21 protein-coding genes are annotated in these 24268 nt (G+C 73.0%); 15 read left to right on the top strand and 6 right to left on the bottom strand.

What is annotated here, in order from left to right:
• Window positions 1–20 precede the first annotated feature (20 nt).
• The gene (locus tag ACIOMQ_RS23965) at window positions 21–1298 is read left to right on the top strand and encodes an aminotransferase class I/II-fold pyridoxal phosphate-dependent enzyme (RefSeq protein ID WP_402190233.1); all 1278 of its coding nucleotides are present in this window, start codon (window positions 21–23) and stop codon (window positions 1296–1298) included.
• A 25-nt stretch (window positions 1299–1323) separates the two neighbouring features.
• Window positions 1324–2382 carry an MBL fold metallo-hydrolase gene (locus tag ACIOMQ_RS23960; RefSeq protein WP_362196703.1) on the top strand — a complete coding sequence of 353 codons (1059 nt, stop codon included), beginning with the start codon at window positions 1324–1326 and terminating at the stop codon, window positions 2380–2382.
• Here ACIOMQ_RS23960 and ACIOMQ_RS23955 read toward each other — a convergent pair.
• The 3 genes from ACIOMQ_RS23955 to ACIOMQ_RS23945 all read right to left on the bottom strand — a co-directional run bounded on the left by ACIOMQ_RS23955 (window position 2372) and on the right by ACIOMQ_RS23945 (window position 5342).
• Window positions 2372–2992: a VTT domain-containing protein gene (locus ACIOMQ_RS23955; RefSeq protein ID WP_362196700.1), complete on the bottom strand. Its 621-nt coding sequence runs from the start codon at window positions 2990–2992 to the stop codon at window positions 2372–2374. The genes ACIOMQ_RS23960 and ACIOMQ_RS23955 overlap by 11 nt on opposite strands.
• Window positions 2989–3771: an MBL fold metallo-hydrolase gene (locus ACIOMQ_RS23950; RefSeq protein WP_362196697.1), complete on the bottom strand. Its 783-nt coding sequence runs from the start codon at window positions 3769–3771 to the stop codon at window positions 2989–2991. Before ACIOMQ_RS23950 ends, ACIOMQ_RS23955 begins: the two co-directional genes overlap by 4 nt.
• Before the next feature lie 119 nt (window positions 3772–3890).
• Window positions 3891–5342 (bottom strand): PucR family transcriptional regulator, encoded by a 1452-nt coding sequence (locus tag ACIOMQ_RS23945; protein WP_362196694.1) that lies wholly within the window; start codon window positions 5340–5342, stop codon window positions 3891–3893.
• A gap of 121 nt (window positions 5343–5463) precedes the next feature.
• Between ACIOMQ_RS23945 and ACIOMQ_RS23940 the strand changes: the two genes are divergently transcribed.
• The 10 genes from ACIOMQ_RS23940 to ACIOMQ_RS23895 all read left to right on the top strand — a co-directional run bounded on the left by ACIOMQ_RS23940 (window position 5464) and on the right by ACIOMQ_RS23895 (window position 18800).
• Window positions 5464–7005, top strand: coding sequence for a purine-cytosine permease family protein (locus ACIOMQ_RS23940; protein WP_401265791.1), 1542 nt, complete (start codon window positions 5464–5466; stop codon window positions 7003–7005).
• 54 nt (window positions 7006–7059) lie between these two features.
• On the top strand, window positions 7060–7497 hold the full coding sequence (locus ACIOMQ_RS23935; RefSeq protein WP_362196688.1) for a nuclear transport factor 2 family protein: 438 nt from the start codon (window positions 7060–7062) through the stop codon (window positions 7495–7497).
• Between the two features lie 56 nt (window positions 7498–7553).
• On the top strand, window positions 7554–8993 hold the full coding sequence (locus ACIOMQ_RS23930) for a gamma-aminobutyraldehyde dehydrogenase (RefSeq protein WP_402190230.1): 1440 nt from the start codon (window positions 7554–7556) through the stop codon (window positions 8991–8993).
• A gap of 179 nt (window positions 8994–9172) precedes the next feature.
• Window positions 9173–9586, top strand: coding sequence for a hypothetical protein (locus tag ACIOMQ_RS23925; RefSeq protein WP_362196682.1), 414 nt, complete (start codon window positions 9173–9175; stop codon window positions 9584–9586).
• A 102-nt stretch (window positions 9587–9688) separates the two neighbouring features.
• Complete coding sequence (locus ACIOMQ_RS23920) at window positions 9689–11788, top strand: phage holin family protein (protein WP_362196679.1); 2100 nt, start codon at window positions 9689–9691, stop codon at window positions 11786–11788.
• Window positions 11789–11835: 47 nt separating this feature from the next.
• Window positions 11836–13947 (top strand): NAD-dependent DNA ligase LigA, encoded by a 2112-nt coding sequence (gene ligA, locus ACIOMQ_RS23915; RefSeq protein WP_362196676.1) that lies wholly within the window; start codon window positions 11836–11838, stop codon window positions 13945–13947.
• A 156-nt stretch (window positions 13948–14103) separates the two neighbouring features.
• On the top strand, window positions 14104–14946 hold the full coding sequence (locus tag ACIOMQ_RS23910) for a rod shape-determining protein MreC (protein ID WP_362196673.1): 843 nt from the start codon (window positions 14104–14106) through the stop codon (window positions 14944–14946).
• Window positions 14943–15545, top strand: a complete 603-nt coding sequence (locus ACIOMQ_RS23905) for a hypothetical protein (RefSeq protein ID WP_402190227.1) — start codon at window positions 14943–14945, stop codon at window positions 15543–15545. The genes ACIOMQ_RS23910 and ACIOMQ_RS23905 overlap by 4 nt, the downstream gene beginning before the upstream one ends.
• Before the next feature lie 30 nt (window positions 15546–15575).
• Entirely contained in the window at window positions 15576–17903 is a 2328-nt protein-coding gene (secD, locus tag ACIOMQ_RS23900; RefSeq protein WP_362196667.1) for a protein translocase subunit SecD, read from the top strand.
• 153 nt (window positions 17904–18056) lie between these two features.
• A complete protein-coding gene (locus tag ACIOMQ_RS23895) occupies window positions 18057–18800 on the top strand; it encodes a YoaK family protein (RefSeq protein WP_401756407.1) in 744 nt (247 codons plus the stop codon).
• Here ACIOMQ_RS23895 and ACIOMQ_RS23890 read toward each other — a convergent pair.
• Window positions 18790–19656, bottom strand: coding sequence for a helix-turn-helix transcriptional regulator (locus ACIOMQ_RS23890; protein WP_362196664.1), 867 nt, complete (start codon window positions 19654–19656; stop codon window positions 18790–18792). The two genes, ACIOMQ_RS23895 and ACIOMQ_RS23890, sit on opposite strands and share 11 nt — an antisense overlap.
• Window positions 19657–19719: 63 nt before the next feature.
• Here ACIOMQ_RS23890 and ACIOMQ_RS23885 point away from each other — a divergent pair, with 63 nt between their 5' ends.
• Window positions 19720–20055 carry a 4a-hydroxytetrahydrobiopterin dehydratase gene (locus tag ACIOMQ_RS23885; protein ID WP_362196661.1) on the top strand — a complete coding sequence of 112 codons (336 nt, stop codon included), beginning with the start codon at window positions 19720–19722 and terminating at the stop codon, window positions 20053–20055.
• 4 nt (window positions 20056–20059) lie between these two features.
• Here the strand turns inward: ACIOMQ_RS23885 and ACIOMQ_RS23880 are convergent, their stop codons facing one another.
• Complete coding sequence (locus tag ACIOMQ_RS23880; RefSeq protein WP_362196658.1) at window positions 20060–21022, bottom strand: LysR family transcriptional regulator; 963 nt, start codon at window positions 21020–21022, stop codon at window positions 20060–20062.
• 333 nt (window positions 21023–21355) lie between these two features.
• Window positions 21356–22210 carry an NmrA family transcriptional regulator gene (locus tag ACIOMQ_RS23875; RefSeq protein ID WP_401941802.1) on the bottom strand — a complete coding sequence of 285 codons (855 nt, stop codon included), beginning with the start codon at window positions 22208–22210 and terminating at the stop codon, window positions 21356–21358.
• An 81-nt stretch (window positions 22211–22291) separates the two neighbouring features.
• On the opposite strand from ACIOMQ_RS23875, the gene ACIOMQ_RS23870 reads away from it, so the two are divergent.
• Together ACIOMQ_RS23870 and ACIOMQ_RS23865 are read left to right on the top strand one after the other, a co-directional pair.
• Entirely contained in the window at window positions 22292–23260 is a 969-nt protein-coding gene (locus ACIOMQ_RS23870; protein ID WP_362196649.1) for an AraC family transcriptional regulator, read from the top strand.
• A 20-nt stretch (window positions 23261–23280) separates the two neighbouring features.
• Entirely contained in the window at window positions 23281–24210 is a 930-nt protein-coding gene (locus ACIOMQ_RS23865; RefSeq protein WP_402190221.1) for a class I SAM-dependent methyltransferase, read from the top strand.
• Window positions 24211–24268 lie beyond the last annotated feature (58 nt).

Raw genomic sequence — 24268 nt, 5'->3', positions numbered from 1 at the left:
GCGGCGGCGAAGGAGGCTCGATGGGGCGGAAGCGGACCGGGCGGACCGGACTGGCGGGGCGCGGGCAGAAGGGCGGGGGCGGTGCGCGTTCCGTACGGGAGGACCACGGGCCCGTCCGGTACGGGCCGCCGGCTCCCGCTCCCGGTCTGCCCGTCCTGCCCGAGCTGGCCGAGGTGCTCGCCGCCGCGGCCGGCTGCGGCGAACCCGAACCGACCGGCGGCGGCCACGCCCTGCGCGAGGCCGCGACCGGTTACTGGGCGCGGCGCGGACTGCACGGCGGCCCGGAGCACGTCGCCGCCGCCCCCGGCGCGTCGCCGTTGCTGCTGGCGCTGATCGCCGCGCACGGCGGCGACGTGCTCATGCCGCGCCCCTGCACGGCCACCTGGATTCCGCAGGCCCGGCTGCTGGGCCGGCCCGCCTACCATGTGCCGACCCCGGCGGAGTGCGGCGGCGTGCCCGATCCGTACGCCTTGCTGGAGACCGTACGCCGGGTGCGCGCCGAGGGCGGCCGGCCCCGGCTGCTGCTGATCTCCGTCGTCGACGATCCGACCGCCACCGTCGCCCCGCCGGAACTCGTGCGCGAGGCGTGCGAGGCCGCGGTCGCCGAGGGGATGCACATCGTCAGCGACGAGACCTGGCGCGACACCCTGCACCGGCCGCACGACACGGTCCTGCTCAGCCCGGCCGAGATGTGCCCCGACGACGTCACGGTCGTCAGCGACCTCGCCGGCGCGCTGACCCCGTCCGCGTGGCCGGTCGCGGTCGCCCGGTTCCCGGACACCGAGCGGGCGGCGGCGCGCCACGCCCGCACCCTCGACATCCTCACCGCGCTCGGCGCGCTCGTCGCGGGACCCGTCGCCAGAGCCGCCGCCCACGCGCTGCGCGAACCGGATTCCGTCAGGGACCGGGTCCGCCGGGCCGCCGCGCTCCAGGCGAAGGTCGCGGCGGCGGCCCACCGGGCGGTCCTCGCGTCGGGCGCGCTGGCCAGGCCCCCGCAGGCGGGACGCCATCTCTACGCCGACCTCGGGCCGCTCCGCACGCGGCTGGTGAACCGCGGTGTCACGGACTCCCTGGAGCTGGAGGAGTACCTGACGGAACGTCTCGGCGCACCGGCGCCCGGCGGCCACCGGTTCGGCGACGAGCTGGGGGCGCTGCGGGTACGCCTGGGCACCGGGCCGCTGCTCGGGTCGACCCCGCAGCAGCAGATGGAGTCCCTCACCGCTGTGGAGCCCCTGGAATTGCCGCACGTGGCCGAAGCCCTGAGCATTTTCGGGACGGCACTCGACGAACTCCGATGAGGAACAGCGAGACGGGAGTCTCTCGATGACGGAACAGACCGAGCGCTCCCGCACCGGGACCACCCACCCGCACCGGACCCCTCGCGGAGAGCTCGTCGAACCGCGTCCGCTCGGCGAGGTCCGGGTCTGGCCCAGGACCTTCGCCGACCGGCTCACCACGCCGCTTCCGAGTGTCATGAGCATGTCCCGGTTGGCCCGTGAACGCGCCCTGCGGCCCAACGCGGAGGGGCTGCGCGGCATCCACCGGCTCCCGTACGCCCCCGAACCCCTGCCCGTCACCCCGACCGGCACCACCTCCGTCACCTGGGCCGGGCACGCCAGCTGGATCGTCCGCACCGGCGGGCTCACCGTCCTCACCGACCCCGTCTGGTCCCGGCGTATCCTCGGCACACCGGCCAGGATCACGCCGGTCGGCGTCCGCTGGGAGGACCTGCCGCCCGTCGACGCCGTCGTCATCAGCCACAACCACTACGACCACCTCGACGCCCCCACCCTGCGCAGACTGCCCAGGGACACTCCGCTCTTCGTCCCCGCCGGGCTCGGCCGCTGGTGCCGCCGCCGCCGCTTCACCTGCGTCACCGAACTCGACTGGTGGGAGTCGGCCGAGCTGGACGGTGTCCGCTTCGACTTCGTGCCCGCCCACCACTGGTCCAAGCGGACCCTCACCGACACCTGCCGCTCCCTGTGGGGCGGCTGGATCATCAGCACGCCGGACAGCGGCGGGCAGCGGATCCACTTCGCGGGGGACACCGGGTACGGGCACTGGTTCGGCGAGATCGGCCGCCGGTACCCCGGCATCGATCTGACCCTGATGCCGATCGGGGCGTACGAACCGCGCTGGTGGCTCGGTGACGTCCACACCGATCCGGAGGAGGCCGTGCAGGCGTACGAGGACCTCGGCGCCCGCGCGATGGCGCCGATGCACTGGGCAGCCTTCCTGCTCTCCGCGGAGCCCGTACTGGAACCGCTGGCCCGGCTGCGCACCGCCTGGCAGCGGGCCGGACACCCCCGGACACAGCTCTGGGACCTGCCGATCGGCGGCTCCCGCCTGCTCGTCCCGGCAACCCGAACACTCAGTGGCTGAACCGCGCCCGCATCCTGCGCCACGCCGCGGGAGCCCCGCTGATCAGCAGCGTCAGACCCAACGCCGCGACCACGCCCTGCCACGGTTCGGGGAAGAGCGAACCGCCCAGAACGCCGATCAGCTGGTACGTCGCCGCCCACGCCAGACAGGCCGGTACATCCCCGCGGGCGAACCGGCGCAGCGGCATCCGGCCCAGCAGACAGGCCAGCATCACCGGTATCCGTCCCGCCGGTACCAGCCTCGACAGCACGAGCACCGCCGCACCGTGCTCGTCCAGCTTCCGCTGCGCCTGCGCCAGCCGCTCCGGAGCGGCCCGGCCGCTGATCGCCCGCAGCCACTTCGAACCGTTCTTCGACCGCACCCCGCGCTGACCGAGCCAGTACAGGCAGATGTCGCCGAGGAACGCCGCGGCCGAAGCCACCGCGAAGACGATCAGCAGCGAGAACGGCGACGACTGATGCAGCGCCACCACGGCGGCCGAACTCACCAGCGCACCCGTCGGCACCACCGGCACCAGCGAGCCGAGGGCCACCAGCAGGAACAGGGACGGGTAGCCGACCGCCTGCTGCGTCGACTCCGGGGGCAGCTGTCTCACGACCTCCTGGATCATCTGGCGGCCTCCGGCCGCACCTGTTCGCCGTGCGACAGCCGGTGCACCGCCACCTCCGGCGCCAGCAGCGCCGCCTTGCGGACGAACTCGTCACCCGGCGAGTGGAACTCGTGCGGCCTGACCCCGTCCATGCCGACCGGCCAGTACGTGCCGTAGTGCACCGGCACGGCCGACCGGGGAGCCAGCCGGGCCAGCGCCTGCGCGGCCCGGCCCGCGTCCAGATGGCTCTGCCCCAGATACGGACCCCAGCCGCCCACCGGCAGCAGCGCCACATCCACCGGACCGACGGCCCCGGCCATCCCGTCGAAGAGCCCGGTGTCGCCGGCGAAGTACGTCCGCGCCTCGCCCTCGACCACATAGCCGAGCGCGGGGGAGCGATGCGGCCCCATCGGCAGCCGCCTGCCGTCGTGCAGTGCGGGAACCGCCCGTACCCGCACCTCGCCGATCCGGACCTGATCACCCGGGGCCACCTCCGTGATCCGCAGCCCGCGCACCGAGCGCAGCAGCCGCAGGCCGGGCACGGAGCGCACCGCGCCCGTCGGCACGATCAGCCGGCTGCCGGGGGCGAGCCGGGCCAGCGACGGCAGATGCAGATGGTCGGAGTGCAGATGCGAGACGAGCACCACATCGGCGACCGCGGCCTCGGGGCCGGGCAGCTCGCCGCGGCGCCGGCGCAGATGCGCGAAGCGCCGTACGAAGAGGGGATCGGTCAGCACACGGACCCCGGAGTCCTCGATCGTGCAGGTGGCATGACCCCACCAGGTGACTTCCACCGGCACGCGGTGCCTCCTCGTTCCCCGTTCCCCGGTTTCTTCGTTCCGGCCCTGGCGTCGAGCCTAGTGCCGTGACCGGAACGGGTGACCCGGCTCCGCCCGGTCGCCGCCCGCGGCGGTCGCTCTCAGTCGGTGAGACCCAGCGTCCCCGCCGCCTGGATCGCCAGCCACACCTCCGCCAGGGCGCCCGTGGACGCCATGTCGCGGCCGGTCAGCGAACCGAAGCGGCGCAGCCGGTAGGCGAGGGTGTTGGGGTGGATGTGGAGCGCGGCGGCAGCCGTCTCCGTGCGCCGGTCCCGCTCCATCCAGGTACGGACGGACACCAACAGCTGCGAGTCGTGGGCCGCGTCGTAGCGCAGGACCTCGCCCAGCACATGGCCGACCAACGCGGACAGCACGGCCGGGTCGTCGGGCAGCCAGCGGCCCAGCGAGTCGTCGCCGTAGCGGACCACGGAGCGGCCCGACTCGACGGCCTTCGAGACCGCCCAGAGAGCCTCGCGCTGGGCCACCCGCAGCGGGGCACCCGGCGGGAACGGGCGGCTCATGCCGGCCGCCACGTCCGGCAGACCGCCGATCTCCGCGGCCAGCCCCGGCGCCCCCAGGACATAGCGGTCCGTGCCCCAGGTGAGCAGCAGATGCGGATGGTCCTGGAGGCAGCGCAGCAGCGCCTCGTCCGTGGTCTGCCGCACCACGATCAGCACGGTGTCGCCCTCGATCGCATGCCGGGCGAGCCTGCGCCGGGCCGCCTCCGGGTCCAGCACCTCCTGAAGGAGCTCCGCCAGCGTCTCCGCGCCCTCCCGGCGCAGCGTCTCGCGCTCGTTGCGCACCATCGCGACCCGCAGCGCCGCCACCGTGGCGATGTGCTGGACGACCGCGAGCCCGGCGGGCTGGGCGCCCTCCCGTTCGTACGCGACGAGGAAACCCGCCGGGCCGCCGGGCGCCGGCACGGGCAGCACGAACCCGCCGGGGACGGTCGGCGGGGCGTCCACCGACGAGGGCAGCACGCCCCGCTCCGGCACCGGCACTCCCGGCAGCAGGGGCCGCCCCTGCGGCGTGCACAGATACACGTCGTAACCGGAGAGGCGCTCCAGACGGCGCAGCAGCGTCGGCGTGTCGAGGTCCTCGGCGACCAGCCAGCGCAGCGAGCCGAAGACCTGGAGCTGGGCGCCGAGCCGGTGCCTGGCGTCCTCCTGGACCGAGGCCGCGACCTCCTGGGAGACCGCGATGAACGGGACGGCGAGCGGGACCTCCAGGACGGGGAAGCCGCGCTCCTCGGCCGCCCGGAAGAACGCGTCGTGCAGCGGTGGCATGTGCAACTGCGCCGACAGGGCCAGCGCGGAGACACCCGCGTCGTCGAGCCGCTCCAGATAGGCGCGCTGCCCGGCGGCGGTACGCGGGACGGCCAGGCCCGTCGTCATGATCACCTCGGCACCCAGCAGCCAGGGTGTCGGATCGGCGAGTTCACTGGCGTGCGCCCACGACACGGAGCGGCCCAGGCCGCCGGCGCCCGCCTTCACGGAGAGCTGGAGAGCGGGGAAGGAGAGCAGATCCTCGACGGTGAGTTTGTCGCTGGCCACAGACAACAGGGTAGTGCTCTGTGATGTGCACAATTGTCGGCCGTCGTCCGGGGGCACAGACTGTGGGACCGTCCCATGACAGAACGTCGGGACTGCCTCATGAACCAAAGGCGGAGCGCCCGTGACTACCTCGATCACCAAAGTCGAGACCAATGGTGTCGAGCGGATTCCCGACGCCGACCGCACCGCCCGTCCGGTCGACCTCTTCCGGCTCGCCTTCGGCGGTGCCAACACCTTCGCGACGTGCGTGCTGGGAGCCTTCCCGATCCTGTTCGGGCTCTCCTTCTGGCAGGGGCTCGCGGCGACACTGCTCGGCCTCGTCGCCGGTGCGCTGCTGCTCGCGCCCATGGCGCTGTTCGGTCCGGCCAACGGCACCAACAACGCCGTGTCCTCCTCCGCCCACCTGGGCGTGCACGGCCGGATCGTCGGCTCGTTCCTCTCGCTCCTCACCGCGGTCGCGTTCTTCTCGATCTCGGTGTGGTCCTCGGGTGACGCGCTCGTCGGCGGTGCCCACCGGCTCGCCGGCGTGCCCGAGTCCGATGTGACCTACGGCATCGCCTACGCGATCTTCGCCGGGCTCGTCCTGGTGGTCTGCGTCTACGGCTTCCGCTTCATGCTGATGGTCAACAAGATCGCGGTGATCGCCGCGTCGGCGCTGTTCGTCCTCGGCGTCTTCGCCTTCGCGGGAGACTTCGACCCCGGCTACGCGGGCGCCTTCGCCTCGACGGCCGACCCGCTGTTCTGGCCGTCCTTCATCGGCTCCGCGCTGATCGTGCTGTCCAACCCGGTCTCCTTCGGGGCGTTCCTCGGCGACTGGTCCCGCTACATCCCCGCCACGACGCCCCGGCGCCGGGTGATGGGCGCCGCGTTCCTCGCCCAGATCGCCACGCTGCTGCCGTTCGTCTTCGGCCTGGCCACCGCCTCGATCATCGCTTCCGAGGCCGCCGACTACGTCGACCCGGCCGCCCCCAACTACGTCGGCGGGCTGCTCGCCGTCTCGCCCGGCTGGTACTTCCTGCCGCTCTGCCTGATCGCCCTGATCGGCGGCCTGTCGACCGGCACGACCGCGCTGTACGGCACCGGCCTCGACGTCTCCAGCGTCTTCACCCGCTTCAGCCGCGTGCAGGCGACGTTCTTCATCGGCGCCCTGTCCATCGCCTTCATCTTCTTCGGCCGCTTCGCGCTCAACCTCGCGCAGTCCATCTCCACCTTCGCGACCCTGATCATCACCTGCACCGCCCCGTGGATGATCGTGATGGCACTCGGCTACGTCACCCGGCGCGGCTGGTACGACGCGGACGCGCTCCAGGTCTTCAACCGCCGCCAGACCGGTGGCCGCTACTGGTTCAACCACGGCTGGAACTGGCGCGGGCTGGCCACCTGGTTCCTCTCCGCCGGTGTGGCGCTGCTGTTCACCAACCTGCCCGGCCAGTTCGTCGGCCCGCTCGGCGACCTGGCGAACGGCGCCGACATCTCCCTGCCGGTCGGCCTCGCCCTCGCGGCCGTCGTCTACCTCGGCCTGCTCACCCTCTTCCCCGAGCCGCGCGGGGTGTACGGGCCCGACGGCCCCCGATTCGTCAGGGCGTCGGACACCGAGGTCCCGCCGATCGTCGGCGACCAGGACGAGGAGACCGCCGCCGCCGAGCCGGCCACCGCGGTCTGAACGCCGGCCCCTCCGACGCTCGCCCTCGCCCCGCCCCGCAACCAGGAGCCGTACATGAGCACCACCCCCGCCCGGGAAGTCCGGACCGCCCAGGAGACTCCGGAGGTCCAGGAGGTCCGCGCCGCCGCCGACGCGCTGATCGCCGCCTTCGCCGAGGGCCGCCTCGACGACTACTTCGGCTCCTTCGCCCCGGACGCCACCTTCGTCTTCCACTCCACCCCGCAGCGGCTCGCCTCCACGGACGAGTACCGCGCGCTGTGGCAGCGGTGGGTGGCGGAGGACGACTTCCGCGTCGTGCGCTGCACCTCGACGGGACAACTGGTCCAGCACTACGGCACCACGGCCGTCTTCAGCCATGACGTGGAGACCACCGTCGCCACCCGGGCCGGCGAGGAGACCGTCCACGAGCGGGAGACGATCGTGTTCGCCCGCGCCGCCGACGGCAGCTGGCCCGCCGTCCACGAGCACCTGTCCGCCCGTACGGCAGCCTGACCGCGCGTCCCGCCCGTACCGTTCACCGCCGCCCGACCATGAGAGAGACCGGTTCCATGAGCACCACGTTCCGCAATTACATCGACGGCGCCTTCACGGACGCCTCGGACGGCCGCACCCTCGACGTCGTGGACCCCAGCACGGGCGAGGTCTACGCGACCTCCCCGCTCTCCGGCGAGGCGGATGTCGACGCGGCGATGGCCGCCGCCGCTGCCGCGTTCCCCGTCTGGCGGGACACCACCCCGTCCGTACGGCAGCTGGCCCTGCTGAAGATCGCCGACGCCATGGAGGCGCGGGCCGACGAGCTGGTGGCCGCCGAGAGCCGTGACACCGGAAAGCCGCTCCACCTCACCCGCAGCGAGGAACTGGCCCCGGCCATCGACCAGGTCCGCTTCTTCGCGGGTGCGGCGCGGATGCTCGAAGGCCGCTCGGCCGGCGAGTACATGGACGGGATGACCTCGATCGTCCGGCGTGAGCCGGTCGGCGTCTGCGCTCAGGTCGCGCCGTGGAACTACCCCCTGCTGATGGCCGTGTGGAAGTTCGCGCCCGCGCTCGCCGCAGGCAACGCCGTCGTCCTCAAGCCCTCCGACACCACCCCCGCCTCCACCGTTCTCATCGCCGGGATCATCGGCGGCGTACTGGAGGAGCTGGGACTGCCCCGGGGCATCTTCAACGTCGTCTGCGGGGACCGGGAGACCGGCCGTGCGATGGTGGAGCATCCGACTCCGGCGATGGCCTCGATCACCGGTTCGGTACGGGCCGGCATCCAGGTCGCGCAGAGCGCGGCCAAGGACGTCAAGCGGGTCCATCTGGAGCTGGGCGGCAAGGCCCCGGCGGTGGTCTTCGAGGACGCGGACCTGAAGAAGGCGGTCGAGGACCTGATCGTCGGCGGATTCTTCAACGCGGGCCAGGACTGCACGGCCGCGACCCGCGTCCTGGTCCACGAGTCCGTCCACGACGAGTTCGTCACCGCCCTCGCCAAGGCCGCCGCCGACACGAAGACCGGACAGCCGGACGACGAGGACGTGCTGTACGGCCCGCTCAACAACGCCAACCAGCTCGCCCAGGTCAGCGGCTTCATCGAGCGCCTCCCCGCCCACGCCGAGGTCGAGGCGGGCGGCCACCGGGTCGGCGAGAAGGGCTACTTCTACGCCCCGACCGTCGTCTCCGGCCTCAAGCAGGACGACGAGATCATCCAGAACGAGGTGTTCGGCCCGGTCATCACCGTCCAGAAGTTCACGGACGAGGCCCAGGCCGTCGCGTACGCCAACGGCGTCGACTACGCCCTGGCCTCCTCGGTGTGGACCAAGGACCACTCCCGCGCCATGCGGATGTCCAAGAACCTCGACTTCGGCTGCGTGTGGATCAACACCCACATGGCACTCGTCGCCGAGATGCCGCACGGCGGCTACAAGAAGTCCGGCTACGGCAAGGACCTCTCCGCGTACGGCTTCGAGGACTACACCCGCATCAAGCACGTCATGACCTCGTTCTGACCCGGGCGCCCCCTGCGCCCCCGCCCCGCCCGCGGTCCCGGTTCCGGTTCCGCCGCGGCGCGGGGGCGCACCGCCGCCATGCGTCCGCGCTCCGTGCTCCTCCCGTCCCGACGTGCGCCTTCTTGCGCGCGGGCCGGAGGGGTAGGGTCGCCGGTACGCCTAGCACGGGGGTAGCGGCCATGGGGGACGCAATGGACGTACGGGTGGCGGCCATCGCCAGTCTCACGCCGCTCGAAGAGCTCGACAGCGATCCGTTCCTCGTGGACACCCGCAGCCAGCACGACATGTGCGCCCGCTGGGCCGCCGACAAGGGATACGTCGTCACCCGGCAGCTGCGCTTCTACGGGCTGCGCCCCGATCACCAGGCCCTGTGGACGGATGTCGAGAGCGGCGCTGTCGAGCTGTTCGTCGCCGCCAACGACCGGGTGCTGGCACGGGCCCTCACCTCGGTTCCGGAGTTCGCCGCGGAGTGCGAGCGGCGCGGCGTACGGCTGGAGATCGCGGGACTCGACGAGCCGCCGTACAGCGCCCGTACCAAGGCGAGCGTGCACCGCCGCCTCTCCATGCCGACCGCCGGATACGACGGCCGCTGAACAGCCCCCCGCCCGTCGCCCCCGGCGGCCCGCGGCCCCGCTGTGAAAAGCTGGGGGGTCAGGGCCCGGAACGGCGGGGTCCGGACGTGAGGTGGGAACGGCGTGGGTGACGGGCGATGGCGAACAGCCGGCAGCGCCCTGATGCGGGTGATTGCGGTGTGGGCGGTCTCGACGCTCACGATGCTGGTACTCGCCGGGATTCTGCCGGACTTCCAGCTCCAGTCGGACGACGGCGACAGCATCACCAAGATCGCGTTCACCGCGGCCTGGGGCGCCGGAGCGTTCGGTCTGCTGTCCGCACTGGTCTGGCCGGTCCTGGTACGGGCGCTGCTCGTCGTGCCCGCACTCGTCCTCGGGATGCTCGTCTTCTTCCTGAACGGCTCGCTGCTGCTGCTCGCCCTGCGGCTGATCCCGGACGGGCGCGGCGCCGCCAACCCGGAGACCGCGGTCGTCGTCGCGGCCGTGATGTCCGCCGTCGCCTCGGCGACCTCCACGGCGCTCGCCGTCCGCGACGACAACGCCTACCGCCGCCGCCTCTCCCGGCTCGCCGACCGCCGCAGACGGCGCAGCGGTGCGGACAGCGGGCGCAGCGGACCGCCCGGCACCGTCTTCATCCAGCTCGACGGCGTCGGCCACGAGGTGCTGGCCCGCGCCGCCGGCTCCGGCCTGATGCCGACCGTCGCCGACTGGCTCGCGGACGAGGAGGGCCACCGGCTCACCCCCTGGCGGACCGACTGGTCCAGCCAGACCGGCGCCAGCCAGCTCGGCATCCTGCACGGCAGCAACCACGACATACCCGCCTTCCGCTGGTACGAGAAGGAGACCGGCGCCGTCATGGTCTCCAGCCGCCCCGCGAGCGCCCTCGAAATCCAGCGCCGGGCCGTCGCCCGCACCCATGACGGGGGACTGCTCACGGTCGACGGCGCCAGCCGCGGCAACCTCTTCAGCGGCGGCGCCGACCAGCTGGCGCTCGTCCTGTCCATGGCGGCCCGGCTCGGCAAGGGCCGCCGTTCCAGAGCGGGGTACTTCGCCTACTTCTCCGATCCGGCCAACGCCGTGCGTACCGCGCTGTCGTTCGTCGCCGAGGTCTGCCGAGAGATCGGCCAGTCGACCCGGGCGCGGATACGGAAGGACACACCCCGGATCAAACGCGGTGGGCTCTACCCCTTCATCCGGGCCTTCGCGACCGTCGTCGAACGCGATGTGGTGGTCGCCGCCGTCATCGGCGACATGTTCGCCGGACGCACCGCCGTCTACGCCGACCTGGTCGCGTACGACGAGGTGGCGCACCACTCCGGACCGCACAGCCGCGACGCGGACAAGGTGCTCGCGCGCCTGGACCGCTCGCTCGCCCTGATCGCGAAGGTCGCCGAACACACCCCGCGCACCTACCGGATCGTGCTGCTCTCCGACCACGGGCAGAGCCCGGGGGAGACCTTCGCGGGGGCGTACGGGCTGACGCTCAAGGACCTGGTGCGGGCGGGCTGCGGGCTGCCCGTACCCCGTCGGGCGCAGCGCACCCGCAGCGCTTCGGAAGCACGTGACGCGGTACGGATCGCCCTGCACCGGCCGGTCGGGGAGGGCGAGGCGGAAGACCGCGCGAAGCCGTCCGACCCGGTCGTCCTCGCCTCCGGCAACCTCGGCCTGATCTCCTTCCCGGACATCGGCGGACGCGCCTCGCGCGAACAGCTCGACCGGAGCCGCCCCGCACTGCTCGGCACTCTCGTCAACCACCCCGGCGTCGGCTTTCTGCTGGTCCGCAGCGAACGGCACGGATCGGTCGTCCTGGGCCGCGGGGGCATCGAGGTCCCTGTGTCGGAGCTGAGGGACGGGGAGGGGCCGCTGGCGTCCTTCGGGCCGGGCGCGGCGGCCGCGGTGCGCCGCACCGACACCTTCCCCCACGTCGCCGACATCATGGTGAATTCGATGTACGACGAGGGCACGGGCCAGGTGCACGCCTTCGAGGAGCAGATCGGCTCCCACGGGGGTATGGGCGGCGAGCAGTCCCGGCCGTTCCTGCTGTGGCCGGCCGAACTGTCGGCGCCGGTGGCGCAGGGCACGGAGCTGAGGGGGGCCGAGCAGGTGCACGGGGTGCTGCGGCGCTGGCTGCGGGAGTGCGCGGGGCCGCAGATCCCGCTGGCGGCGCCCGGCGCGGTGGGCGGCGCCGACGAGGCGGACGGAACGGTTCGGGCGGTCGGCTGAGGGCCGTCGTCCCTGCTGGGAGGGCGTTGTCAGTGGTGGGCGGCAGGATGGGGGCCATGACGAACTCAGCTGTTGTGCTCGCCGATGCCGCCGCCTACGCCGCCGCGGTCGAAGAAGCGTCGCAGGCCGCCGCCGCGTACTACGCCACGGGTGAGAGCACGCTCGACGACGACGCGTACGACCGGCTGGTGCGCGGGATCGCCGCATACGAGCGGGAGCACCCGCAGGAGGTGCTGGAGACGTCCCCGACCGGCAAGGTGGCGGGCGGCGCCGCGAGCGGGGACGTGCCGCACACGGTGCCGATGCTGTCCCTGGACAACGTCTTCTCGGCCGAGCAGTTCGCCACCTGGACGGCATCGCTGGAACGCCGGATCGCCAGGCCCGTCGCCGCGTGGAGCGTGGAGCCGAAGCTCGACGGCCTGGCCGTCGCCGCCCGCTACCGTGCGGGCCGCCTGGAGCAGCTGATCACCCGGGGCGACGGCACCGCCGGCGAGGACGTCTCGCATGCGGTCGGCACCGTGGCCGGCCTCCCCGAGCAGCTCGCCGAGCCGGTGACGATCGAGATCCGCGGCGAGATCCTCATGACGAATGAACAGTTCGAGCAGGCCAACACCGTGCGCACCGAGCACGGCGGCGCCCCCTTCGCCAACCCGAGGAACGGCGCGGCGGGCACACTCCGGGCCAAGGACCGCGCGTACACGGTGGAGATGACCTTCTTCGCCTACGGTGCCCTGCCGCTGCCCGACTCCGCGGAGCTGACCGACGCCCTCGCCGAGCTCCCGCACAGCGAGGTCCTGGAGTACGTCGCCGGGCTCGGCGTGCACACCGCCGCGGACACGGACGTGGCACCGCGCACCGTCGGCACCGTCGAGGAGGTGCAGAGCCGGGTCGGGGAAATAGCCGCCCTGCGCGCCTCGCTGGCGTTCGGCATCGACGGCATCGTGATCAAGGCCGACCTCGCGGCCGACCAGCGCGAGGCCGGTTCCGGGACCAGGGCACCGCGCTGGGCCATCGCCTACAAGCTCCCGGCTGTCGAGAAGGTCACCCGGCTCCTCGGCGTCGAATGGAACGTCGGCAGGACCGGCATCATCGCGCCGCGCGCCGTCCTCGAACCGGTCGAGATCGACGGCTCGACCGTCAGCTACGCCACGCTGCACAACCCGGCCGACATCACCCGCCGTGATCTGCGCCTGGGCGACCGGGTGATGGTCTACAAGGCGGGTGACATCATCCCCCGCATCGAGGCACCCGTCGCCCATCTGCGGACCGGTGACGAGCAGCCCGTCGTCTTCCCCGAGGCGTGCCCGCAGTGCGGCTCCGAGATCGACACCAGCGAGCAGCGCTGGCGCTGTGTCCGGGGCCGCGACTGCCGTCTCGTCGCCTCCATCTCGTACGCGGCGGGCCGCGACCAGCTCGACATCGAGGGCCTCGGCGCCACCCGGGTCGTCCAGCTCGTCGACGCCGGCCTGGTGGCCGACTTCGCCGACCTCTTCACCCTCGGCCGGGAGCAGCTGCTCGGCCTGGAGCGGATGGGCGAGACCAGCACCGACAACCTCCTGGCCGCCATCGAAGCGGCACGGACCCAGCCGCTCTCCCGGGTCTTCTGCGCCCTCGGAGTGCGCGGCACCGGGCGCTCCATGTCCCGGCGTATCGCCCGGTACTTCGCGGACATGGACCGGATCAGGGCCGCCGACGCCGAGGCGCTCCAGCGGGTCGACGGCATCGGCAAGGAGAAGGCGGCGGGCGTCGTAGCGGAGCTGGTGGAGCTGGCCCCGCTGATCGAGAAGCTGGTGGCCGCCGGGGTCAACATGACGGAGCCCGGCGCGACGCCGCCGCCCGAGCCGGGCGAGGAAGGCACGGAAGCGGCTGCCGCCACCGACGGGGACGGGACCACCGGGCTCCCACTGGATGGGATGACCGTGGTGGTCACGGGCGCGATGACCGGCGTACTGGAGAAGCTCTCCCGGAATCAGATGAACGAACTGATCGAGCGGGCCGGCGGGAAGTCCTCGTCCAGTGTCTCCAAGCGCACCACGCTCCTGGTCGCCGGGGAGAAGGCCGGGTCCAAGCGCACCAAGGCGGAGGACCTCGGCATCCGGATCGCCGCACCGGACGAGTTCGCCGAACTGCTCGCCGGATTCCTGCCGTCGGAGGTATGAGGCACGGCGGGGCCTCGCGGCGCCCGCGCCCTTGGATTTTGCCTGGGAGTGGCTTTCTTTGCCTCCCTATTGCATAGTGAGGGCTCGGCCATGCCTCGCTATCAGCGGGTTCATGGGTGGAAGAACGGCCGCGCTGTCCGGCCGGGGGAGGGACGGATGCGTTCGCTGCACGACGGACCGCGACTCGGCCGGCCCGCCCACCGGGGGTACCGGGGCCTCGCCCTCGACCTCGGCAGCTCCCGGACCCGCGCCTGGTTGCCGGGGCACGGCGTCATCGCCGACACCGGGGCATGCGGCGAATCCGGTGCCGAGGCGGGGCAGGGCCGCCCGGTCAGGCGGGGGCGCATCGTCGACCCCGTGTCCTGCGGCCGGATGCTCGGCCGCATCGCCGATACGGCCCTGGGCGCGGACCGCACCGACACCGTGATCGTCCTCAGCCACCCCGTCCTCGCCGGGAGCGAGCACCGAGCCGCGGCAAGAGAACTCGTTGCCGCGCTCGGGCCGGTGAGCATCATCGCGCTGGACAGCGCGCGGGCCGCCGCCGCATGCGCCGGGCCGCGGGACGGCGGCCCGCTGCTCGTCGTCGACATCGGTGCCGAGCTGACCGAGGCGACCCTCCTCGTCGACGGGCTGGTACGGGACGCCCGTCAGGCCGAGACGGGACTGAACGACCTCGGCCCCTCCGAGTCGCCCACCGCCGTGGTCCGCACCGTCCTGGACATGGTCATGGAGATGTGGAAGCAGGACCGGCACGGCGCCGTCCTGGGGGCCCTGCGCAAGGGCCCACTGCTCGCCGGGGGCGGCGCCGCCCGCCCCGACATCACCGATCGGATCGCGGTCCGGCTCGGCGTGCCGGTACGCCTCGCGGACGACCCGGCGACGACGGTCGTACGCGGCGCCGGGCTGATCCTCGGCTCCGTGCTCCGCCGGGCCGACGCGGCACCGGCCCCGGTGAGCACCGCCGGTGCGGCACCGGTCCGGCCCGGCCGACGGCGGTGACCCCTCTCCCGGGGCCGCCCCCGGGGAACGCGCCCCCGAGGGCACGGCCGGGCACCCCGGCACACCGCGGCCGCGCGCACGCGGCCCGGCAGCTCTTCGTCGCCGTCCTCCTCGCCGTGCTCACCGTCGTCGTCGGCGCCCCCGCAGCCGCCGGATCCGTACTCCCCGCGCGGCCGTTCGCGGGTGTGCCGCCCTCCGCCGCGTACTCACCCGGCGCCCATCAGCCCACCCCGCACACCGACCGGACCGCCCGCACCGGCAGCGTCCACGACACCCGTCGCACCCGTACGGCCACGGCGACCGACCGCAGCCGACCGCAGCCGCCGTCCGCACCCCGGACCAGGGCCGGTGCCGACCACGCCCGTACCGCGCATCATCTCCCGCCGCCCGGCCACTGCTTCCTGCTGCCCGGCGCACCCGGCATCGGCGTACCGCACCACGCCCACCGGCGCGCCCCTTCCGCGCCCTCTCGTGGCGCCGGCCGTTTCCGCGTCGCCCTCCCCGGCGTACGCGGGCCTCCGGGGACGGCCGTTCACCGGCCACCGGTCCTGCCACCGGTCCCGTCCCACAGACACGCCGTGCCGTCCTCGCCGAGATGAGGGCGCCCGGCGCCCCCTCGGAGGAAACCCATGACTCGCGCCACCACGGTGCGAGCGGTTCTGGCTGCGGCCGTCCTGCTCGTCTCCGTGCTCATCACGCTGACCATGTCACCCAGACTCGGCCTCGACCTTCAGGGCGGCACCAGACTGGTGCTCCAGGCCAAGGACTCCGACACCGCGAAGGCGGACCGGGAGAGCACCGACCGCACCCTTGAGGTGCTCCGTCAGCGCATCGACTCCCTCGGCGTCGCCGAACCCACCCTGACGCGCTCCGGCGAGGACCGGATCATCGTCGAACTCCCCGATGTCCAGGACCCGCGCAAGGCGGCCGAAGTCATCGGCAGAACCGCCCAGCTCAGCTTCCACGCCGTCCAGGGCTCCGGCGAGCGGAGCGACGACACGGCGGACCGCGAGGCGGACGACGGGCCCGGAGGCGGGCCGACGCTCCCCGACGAACAGGGCCGTTCCCTCGACCTCGGACCGGCCCGGCTCTCCGGCGGCGGCGTCAAGGACGCCACCGCCGCGTTCGACGCCCAGCAGGGCGCCGGCTGGACCGTGTCCCTCGACTTCCACAAGAAGGCGGGCCGGGACTGGACCCGGCTGACCGGCGAAGCGGCCTGCCACCCGGTCCAGGACGACCGGCGCCGCGTCGCCATCGTCCTCGACCGGCAGATCATCTCCTCGCCGCAGGTCTCCCCCTCGGTCGGCTGCAACGCCGGTCTGCCGTCCGGCTCCACCCAGATCACCGGCTCCTTCAGCGCCGACGAGGCCCGCGAACTGGCTCTGCTCATCAAGGGAGGCGCCCTGCCGCTCCCCGTCGAGATCGTCGAGCAGCGGACCGTCGGCCCGACGCTCGGTGCCGCCGCCATCGACGCCAGTGCCCGGGCCGCGCTCATCGGCGCCGCGGCCACCGCACTCTTCATCACCGTCGTCTACCGGCTCTTCGGCGCGCTCGCCGCCGTCGCGCTCGCCGCCTACGGACTGATCTCCTACGCGGCGCTGGTCGCCCTCGGTGTCACCCTCACCCTGCCCGGCCTCGCCGGGTTCGTCCTGGCCATCGGGATGGCGGTCGACGCCAACGTGCTGGTCTTCGAACGGGCCAGAGAGGAACACGCACAGCATCCGGGGCGCTCGCTGAGCTCCTCGCTGACCGCCGGATTCCGCGGCGCCTGGAGTGCCGTCGCCGACTCCAACGTCACGACGCTGATCGCGGCCGGGCTGCTCTTCTTCCTCGGCTCCGGACCGGTGAAGGGCTTCGGTGTCACCCTCGCCATCGGTGTGATCGCCTCGATGTTCTCCGCACTCGTCATCGCCCGCGCGCTCACCGAGATCGCCGCGCGCTCCCGGTTCGTCAGCGACTACCGGGGCGTCAACGGCATCGCCGGCCCCGGCCGGGTACGCACCTGGCTGACCCGCCGGGATCCCCAGCTGATGCGCTTCCCGCGCCGCTGGCTGCTGGTCTCCACGGCGCTGATCGCCGTCGCCGTCCTCGGTATCGCCGTACGCGGTGTCAACCTGGGCGTCGAATTCACCGGCGGCCGGCTCGTCGAGTACGCGACCAGCCGGCCCGTCGACGTGGAGCGGGCCCGCACCGCCCTGGCCGACGCGGGCTTCCACGACGCCGAGGTCACCACGGCGGGCGCGGGCGACCTCTCCGTACGGACCGGGAAGCTCGACAACGACGGCGAACACGCCCTGCGCGCCGCCCTCGCGGCGGAGGGCGGTGAAACCACCAAGGTCCGTGACGAACTCATCGGACCCAGCCTCGGCGACGAACTCCGGCGCAACGCGCTGATCGCGCTCGGCATCGCCGTCCTCGTGCAGCTGGCGTATCTGGCGATCAGGTTCCGCTGGACGTTCGCCGTGGCCTCGGTCGGGGCGCTGGTCCACGACGTCATCATCCTGGTGGGTGCCTTCGCCTGGCTCGGACGCACCGTCGACGGCATCTTCCTGGCCGCGCTCCTCACCGTCATCGGATACTCCGTCAACGATTCGGTGGTGGTCTTCGACCGGGTACGGGAACTGTGGGCGAAGGCCCGTCGTGTCCCCCTCGGTACGGTTGCCAACCGGGCCGTGCTCCAGACCGTCCCGAGAACGGTCAACACCGGAATGGGCGCCCTCTTCATCCTGACCGCACTCGCCGTGCTGGGCGGCGACTCCCTCGCGGACTTCGCGCTCGCCCTGCTGATCGGCATCTGCGTCGGCACGTATTCCTCGGTGCTCACCGCCGTACCGGCCGCGCTCATCCTGGAACGGAACAGCAAGGCCCCGCCGCCGGCCCGCAGACGTGCTCCCGGACGCCGGTCCGGTACCCGGGGCGCGCGCCGGGATCCACTCGACAACGGAGCGCGCGTGTAGCCCCTCCGGCAGGCATGCCGTCCCGCCCTGAAAGCCGGGCCGTCCTCCGGGGCGGGGCGACATGCGTCGGTCGTGGCGTTCCGTGCGCCCGGGGCGGCACAATTCCGACCACCCACCCGTGATCGGAGCGTGCCCGTGTCCATGCCCGTGTCCGTGCCCGTCATGCTGCGTGAGGCGTGGTCCACCGTCGTACCGGACATGAAGGACCGCCATGGACCGCTGCCGCCCCTGATGCTCGCCCTGACCGTCGTCACCGGGCTGGTCGACGCGGTCAGCTATCTGGAACTCGGCAAGGTCTTCGTCGCGAACATGACCGGCAATGTGGTCTTCTCGGGCTTCGCGATCGCCGGAGCCCCCGGCTTCTCGCTCGTCGCCTCGCTCGTCGCGCTCGCCGCGTTCGCGGCGGGGGCGCTGCTCGGCGGCCTGATCGTGCACCGTGCCGCGACGCACCGCGGCCGGATGCTCATGTACGCGCTCCTCGTCGAAACCGCCTGCGTCCTGGCCGCGCTGATCGTCGTCTCGGCGTCCGGGCACCCCTACGCCGGCGGGGCCCGCTTCGCGCTCGTCGCACTGCTCGGACTCGGCCTCGGGGTGCAGAACGCCGTGTCCCGGGCGCTGGCGGTCCCCGACCTCACCACCACCGTGCTGACCCTCACCATCACCGGCATCCTCTCCGACAGCCGCTTCGCGGGCGGAGGCGGCAGCAAGGCCGGACGGCGCGTGCTCTCGGCCGCGGTCATGATGACCGGCGCGCTCGTCGGAGCCGTGGCCGTGCTGCACGGGCACCCGAGGCTGCCCCTGCTGCTCGCCCTGGCGATCCTGGCCGCCGTGACCGCGGCCGCGATCGTCCTGGCACGTGCCGACGCACCCTGGGTCCGCCCGGTCGTCAGGAAGTGAGGGACCGCAGATGGTCGGCGGTGGCCCGGTCGGCGGGCAGGAACGTCTCGATGGCCAGCTCCGCCACCGTCACGTCCATCGGCGTATTGAACGTGGCGATGGAGGAGACGAACGAGAGCACCCGGCCGCCGTGCTCGATGTGCAACGGCAACGCGAAGGGCAGCGACGAGGCGGGGCCGGTCCCCCCGGCCGCCCCCTCACCGTTCCCGGCCGTCCCGTCACCAACCCCGGTCGGCCCGGTGTTCCCGGCTCCGTCCGCACCTGCCGGCGCGGGGTAGCCCGCGACCTCCTCGTACAGCTCACGCAGCTCCGCCGACCGGGCCAGGGCGATCTGGCGCTCCATCTGAGCCAGCAGATCGGCCCGCCAGTCCCGGAGATTGCGGATGCGCGGAGCCAGGCCCTCCGGATGGAGGGTGAGCCGCATGGCGTTGAGCGGCGGAGCCAGCAGATGCCCGGCCACGCCCTCCAGCAGCATCGTGATCCCCTGATTGGCCGCCACCACGTTGTACATGCCGTCGACGACGAGCGCCGGGTACGGGTCGTACCCCTGGAGCAGGCGCTCCATCCCCTCGCGCAGCGCCCCCAGCGCCGGGTCGTCGAGCGCGGTCTGCGCGTACCGGGGCGCGTAACCGGCCACCACCAGCAGGGCGTTGCGTTCCCTGACCGGGACGTCGAGGTGCTCGGCCAGCCGCAGGATCATGTCCTCGCTGGGCCGGGAGCGGCCGGTCTCGATGAAGGAAATGTGCCGGGCCGAGGAATCGGCGCGGATGGCCAGCTCCAGCTGGCTGATCCGACGCTGCTCCCGCCAGCTGCGCAGCAGCGGCCCTACCCCCGTGTCAAGCGCGACAGTTGTCATACCCAGACCGTAACGTCACCGGCACCGTCGACCGGAACCGATCGCTCGTGAGGGAGTCGCACCATGCCCGCCGCACCATTGTCGCAGAAGGAGATCGAGGACCGTCTGAGCGACCTGCCCGGCTGGTCGCTGGAGGGGGACCGGATCACCTGCACCTACCGGCTCCACACGCATTTCGCCGCCCTCGGGCTGACCGTGCACGTCGCCCAGATCCAGGACGAACTGAACCACCACTCCGATCTGACCCTCGGGTACAACACGGTGACCCTGTCCGTGAACACCCATGACGCGGGTGGTGTGGTCACCGAGAACGACCTGAACCTGGCCGCGCGGGTGGTGGCGATCGCGCCCGGACACGGCGTGAGGCGGTCGGGCGGGCACGCCGCCGAAGCGCGGTGACATGTCACATGGCCGGGCCGAAGCGGGGATGCGCGGCGAGCCATCCCGTATAGCTCTCGCTGCGCTCCACCGCCTCCGCGTACGCCGCCCGGGTGTGCCCGCTCACGGCTCCGGACGCCGAGGCCGCCGCCGCCGAGCGGGGGTGCCAGCCCAGCAGATGGCGCCAGCTCAGCGGCGAACCGGCGAGCGGGCGTGTCACCAGCCCCGGCGTCGGCGGGAAGGTCGCCCGGCACAACCCGACCGCCCGGCCGACCTGGACCAGATGGACGACGGACGCCGTGTCCGTCTCGTACACCGAGACGGGGCTGAACCCGGCCCGTGCGCAGGCGCCGACGAAACAGTCCGCGAAGCAGCCGTCGCCCGGCACGTCCGCCCAGCACTCGTCCGCCAGCCCGGCGAGATCCAGCTCCCGGCGACCGGCGAGCGGGTGGGAGTCCGGGAGCATCACGAAGACCGGGTCGACCCCGATCACCTGCCACGTCAGCCGGTCGTTCGCGGGCGGAGGGCTCTCCCCGCAGGCCCCGATGAGCGCGAAATCGAGTCTCCCGTCCACGAGTTGGGAGGCGATCTCGGCGACCGACCAGGAGGTGTACGTCGACACGGGCGCGGTCGGGTGCGCGCTGACCAGGCGGTCGACGAGACCGCCCAGCAGCGGGCCGTGCGTACCGCCCAGCCGGAAGCGCTCCATCGTGCCCCTGGCGTTGGCGAACCGCACCGCCTCCTCCTGGAGCTCGCTCACGGCGGGCAGGACCACGCGGGCCCGTTCGAGTACCAGCTCACCGAGGAGCGTGGGCCGGGCGCCGGTGTGGTCCCGCTCGAAGAGCGGGCCGCCGAGCGCCTTCTCGATCCGTCGCAGTTGCGCGCTCAGCGCGGGCTGGGCGAGCCCGAGAGCCGCGGCGGCCTTGGTCAGGCTCCCGGTGTCGGCGATGGCACGTACGGTCCGCAGATGGCGCAACTCCAGCTCCATAAACGCAAGTTATGGGCCCGGCGGCCTACCGGCAATATGCGGGTGTCCCATCGGCGGAGGGCTGTCTGTCCCGGGGCCGGCCGGATGCCGAGGGAGGGGCGTGTGGGCCGCGGTGTCCGAGGCGGTACGGGTGCCGGGTCCCGGCGCCGCGTTCGGCACCACCGCCGTCGATGCCGCTGCCCTCGACGTGGGCAGCGGCATCGACGAGGCGTTCGCCCCCGCCTCGGAGCCGGTCCGTCAGACCCCTCCGGTCCGGCCGTCGGGTACGGCTCGGGGGCGGGCCCCGACGTGGTGGGGAAGCCTCCCCTCCGGGACCGTGCCGCGAGGGGAGGCTCACTTCCCGGGCCAGGCCCCCGCCCCCGCCGCCGCGCGGGCGAACGCTCCGAAGTCCTTCGGATCGCGCCCCAGGACCCGCTTCACGTCCCCGGTCACCGTCGCGTTGTGCCCGTCGAGCAGCGTCGTGAACAGGTCGGCCAGGAACCCGGCTTCGGGCCCCGGCACGCCGTACCCCTCCAGCATGCGCGCGTACTGCGGCCCGGACACCGGCAGATACCGCACCGCGCGCCCCGTGGCCCGCCCGATCTCCGACACCGCCTCGCCGAACGTCACGAGCCGCGGCCCGGTCAGCTCGTGCACCGCACCCGCGTGGCCGTCCTCGGTGAGCGCGGCCACCACCACGTCCGCGAGATCGTCGAGGTCCACGAAGGGTTCCGCGGTACCGCCCGCCGGGAACACCACCTCACCGCCGAGCACCCCGTCCAGCATCGCGCCCTCGCTGAAGTTCTGCGCGAAGAACGCCGACCGTACGACGGTGAGCGCCGCCCCCGCAGCCGCCCCGCGCAGGCTCTCCTCCGCCACCACCGCCTGCGGCTCGCCCCGCCCGGACAGCAGCACCAGCCGCCGCACCCCGCTCTCCACCGCTATCTGCCCGAAGGCCCTCATCGCCTCCGGCGCTCCGGGCGCCGCCAGATCCGGGTAGTACGTCACATACGACGCTTCCGCGCCCCGCAGCGCCGGTGCCCAGCTCGACGGGTCCGCCCAGTCGAAGCCGACCTCGCCGCCGCGCGACCCGGCCCGCACCGGCACCCCGCGAGCGGCCAGCCGCTCCACGACCCGGCGGCCCGTCTTTCCCGTACCACTCGTCACCAGCACCGTGCCCCGCTGCCCGTTCTCCGTGTTCTGTGTCATGGCTCAAGGCTCGTCCGGCGGGGCCGTCGATGACATCCCCGAAACGCTCAGCTCCATACGCGTGCGTCTACGCTGCCGGTCATGGACGCACTTGCCGGACTCCTGGACGGGCCGAGGGCCAGGGGCGCCTTCCTCCTGCGGATGGTGATGGAGCCGCCGTGGTCCGTACGGATCGAGGACCGGGCCCCGCTCTGCCTGATGTCGGTGACCGACGGACAAGCCTGGATCGTCCCGGCCGCGGGCGCGGACCCCGTGCTGCTGCGGCCCGGTGACATCGCCATCGCCCGAGGCCCGGAGCCGTACACCGTCGCCGACGCCCCCTGCACCGCGCCGCACGCCGTGATCGGGCCCGGCGGCACCTGCACCACCCTGCGCGGGGAGCCGCTCTCCGATTCCATGCAGCTGGGGGTACGCACCTGGGGCAATGCCTCCAGCGGCGCGGCGACCATGCTCATCGGCACCTATCTGCTGGACGGCGAGATCAGCCGCGGGCTGCTCGACGCCCTGCCCCCGCTGCTCCATCTGCCCTCCGAGGAGCAGGGCAGCCCCCTGCCGGCGCTGCTCGACGCGGAGATCTCCAAGGACGAGCCCGGCCAGAGCGTGGTCCTGGACCGGCTTCTCGACCTGCTGCTGATCGCCGCGTTGCGGACCTGGTTCGCCCGGCCCGGAGCCGAGGCCCCCGCCTGGTACCGGGCCATGGGCGACCCGGTCGTCGGGCAGGCCATGCGACTGATGCAACGAGACCCCGCACACCCCTGGACGGTCGCCGCTCTGGCCGCACGCGCCGGGGTCTCCCGGGCCGGGCTCGCCCGGCGCTTCACGGAGCTGGTGGGGGAGCCGCCGATGGCGTACCTGACCGGCCGTCGCCTCGCCGTCGCCGCGGATCTGCTGCGGGAGACGGACGCCACCGTCGAAGCGGTCGCACGGAAGGTCGGCTACAGCCAGTCCTTCGCGTTCTCAACCGCCTTCAAGCGCGTCCGGGGCGTCAGCCCCCAGGAGTACCGGAGCGGCGGCTTGCCGAACCGGCAACAAAGCTTGCCGGAGGGATGAAGTGTGGTGAGGCTGTCCCCATGAGCCAGGAATCCGATCACAGCCATGAGCGCCGCACCACTCACAGCCATCGGCACAACGACACTCACACCCACCACGACCACGCCACGGACTTGGACTGGGACGTCCTGGGCCCGCAGCTGGAGCAGGAGGCCGAGCTCAGCCGCCCGCAGTACGAGGAGGCCGCCCACTGGATCGCCGGTCTGCCCACCGCCCCGCGGGTGCGCAGGGTGCTCGACATCGGCAGCGGCCCCGGCGTGATCTCCTGCCTGCTCGCCGAGGTGTTCCCCGAGGCCGAAGTGGTCGCCGTCGACGGCACCCCGGCCCTTCTGGAACGCACCCGGGCCCGAGCGCAGCGGCTCGGTCTCGGCGACCGTGTACGGACACGGCGGGCCGAGCTCCCCGACGACCTCGACGAGTTGGGGGAGGCGGATCTGATCTGGGCGGGCAACGCCCTGCATCACATGGGTGACCAGCGCGCCGTCCTCGCGGGGTTCGCCGCCCTGCTGCGCCCCGGCGGGACCGTCGCCCTGGTCGAGGGCGGACTGCCGCCCCGCCGGCTCCCGCGCGACATCGGCATGGGGCAGCCCGGGCTGGAGGCCAGGCTCGACGCGATCAACGCGGAATGGTTCGAGGGCATGCGGGCGTCGCTGCCCGGCGCCAAGCGGGAGACCGAGGACTGGAGCGCCCTGTTCACCGCGGCGGGGCTCGACCCGCAGGGAACCCGCAGCTTTCTGCTCGACCTCCCGGCACCGCTCTCCGAGCCGGCGCGCGACTACGTCGTCGCGGAGTTCACCCGTCGCCGCGAGATGTTCGAGGAGGCCCTCACGGCCGAGGACGTCGCCGTACTGGACCGGCTCGTCGACCCCGAGGACCCGGCCGGACTGCGCCTGCGCCCCGATGTCTTCCTGCTCATGGCGCGTACGGTGCACCTGGGCCGACGGAGCTGACCGGCGCCGGCCTGCCGGGTCCCCGGACACGGGGTGCCCGGCAGGCCGGTGCGCGGGC

The sequence above is a fragment of the Streptomyces sp. NPDC087845 genome, assembly GCF_044742755.1.
GTDB lineage: Bacteria > Actinomycetota > Actinomycetes > Streptomycetales > Streptomycetaceae > Streptomyces.
This window is presented reverse-complemented; position numbering and strand designations above follow the sequence as displayed.

Coding starts and splice junctions, on each gene's coding strand:
- ACIOMQ_RS23965 (WP_402190233.1), top strand. CDS start 21: ATGGGGCGGAAGCGGACCGGGCGGACCGGACTGGCGGGGCGCGGGCAG.
- ACIOMQ_RS23960 (WP_362196703.1), top strand. CDS start 1,324: ATGACGGAACAGACCGAGCGCTCCCGCACCGGGACCACCCACCCGCAC.
- ACIOMQ_RS23955 (WP_362196700.1), bottom strand. CDS start 2,992: ATGATCCAGGAGGTCGTGAGACAGCTGCCCCCGGAGTCGACGCAGCAG.
- ACIOMQ_RS23935 (WP_362196688.1), top strand. CDS start 7,060: ATGAGCACCACCCCCGCCCGGGAAGTCCGGACCGCCCAGGAGACTCCG.
- ACIOMQ_RS23930 (WP_402190230.1), top strand. CDS start 7,554: ATGAGCACCACGTTCCGCAATTACATCGACGGCGCCTTCACGGACGCC.
- ACIOMQ_RS23925 (WP_362196682.1), top strand. CDS start 9,173: ATGGGGGACGCAATGGACGTACGGGTGGCGGCCATCGCCAGTCTCACG.
- ligA (WP_362196676.1), top strand. CDS start 11,836: ATGGGGGCCATGACGAACTCAGCTGTTGTGCTCGCCGATGCCGCCGCC.
- ACIOMQ_RS23910 (WP_362196673.1), top strand. CDS start 14,104: ATGCGTTCGCTGCACGACGGACCGCGACTCGGCCGGCCCGCCCACCGG.
- secD (WP_362196667.1), top strand. CDS start 15,576: ATGACTCGCGCCACCACGGTGCGAGCGGTTCTGGCTGCGGCCGTCCTG.
- ACIOMQ_RS23890 (WP_362196664.1), bottom strand. CDS start 19,656: ATGACAACTGTCGCGCTTGACACGGGGGTAGGGCCGCTGCTGCGCAGC.
- ACIOMQ_RS23885 (WP_362196661.1), top strand. CDS start 19,720: ATGCCCGCCGCACCATTGTCGCAGAAGGAGATCGAGGACCGTCTGAGC.
- ACIOMQ_RS23880 (WP_362196658.1), bottom strand. CDS start 21,022: ATGGAGCTGGAGTTGCGCCATCTGCGGACCGTACGTGCCATCGCCGAC.
- ACIOMQ_RS23875 (WP_401941802.1), bottom strand. CDS start 22,210: ATGACACAGAACACGGAGAACGGGCAGCGGGGCACGGTGCTGGTGACG.
- ACIOMQ_RS23870 (WP_362196649.1), top strand. CDS start 22,292: ATGGACGCACTTGCCGGACTCCTGGACGGGCCGAGGGCCAGGGGCGCC.
- ACIOMQ_RS23865 (WP_402190221.1), top strand. CDS start 23,281: ATGAGCCAGGAATCCGATCACAGCCATGAGCGCCGCACCACTCACAGC.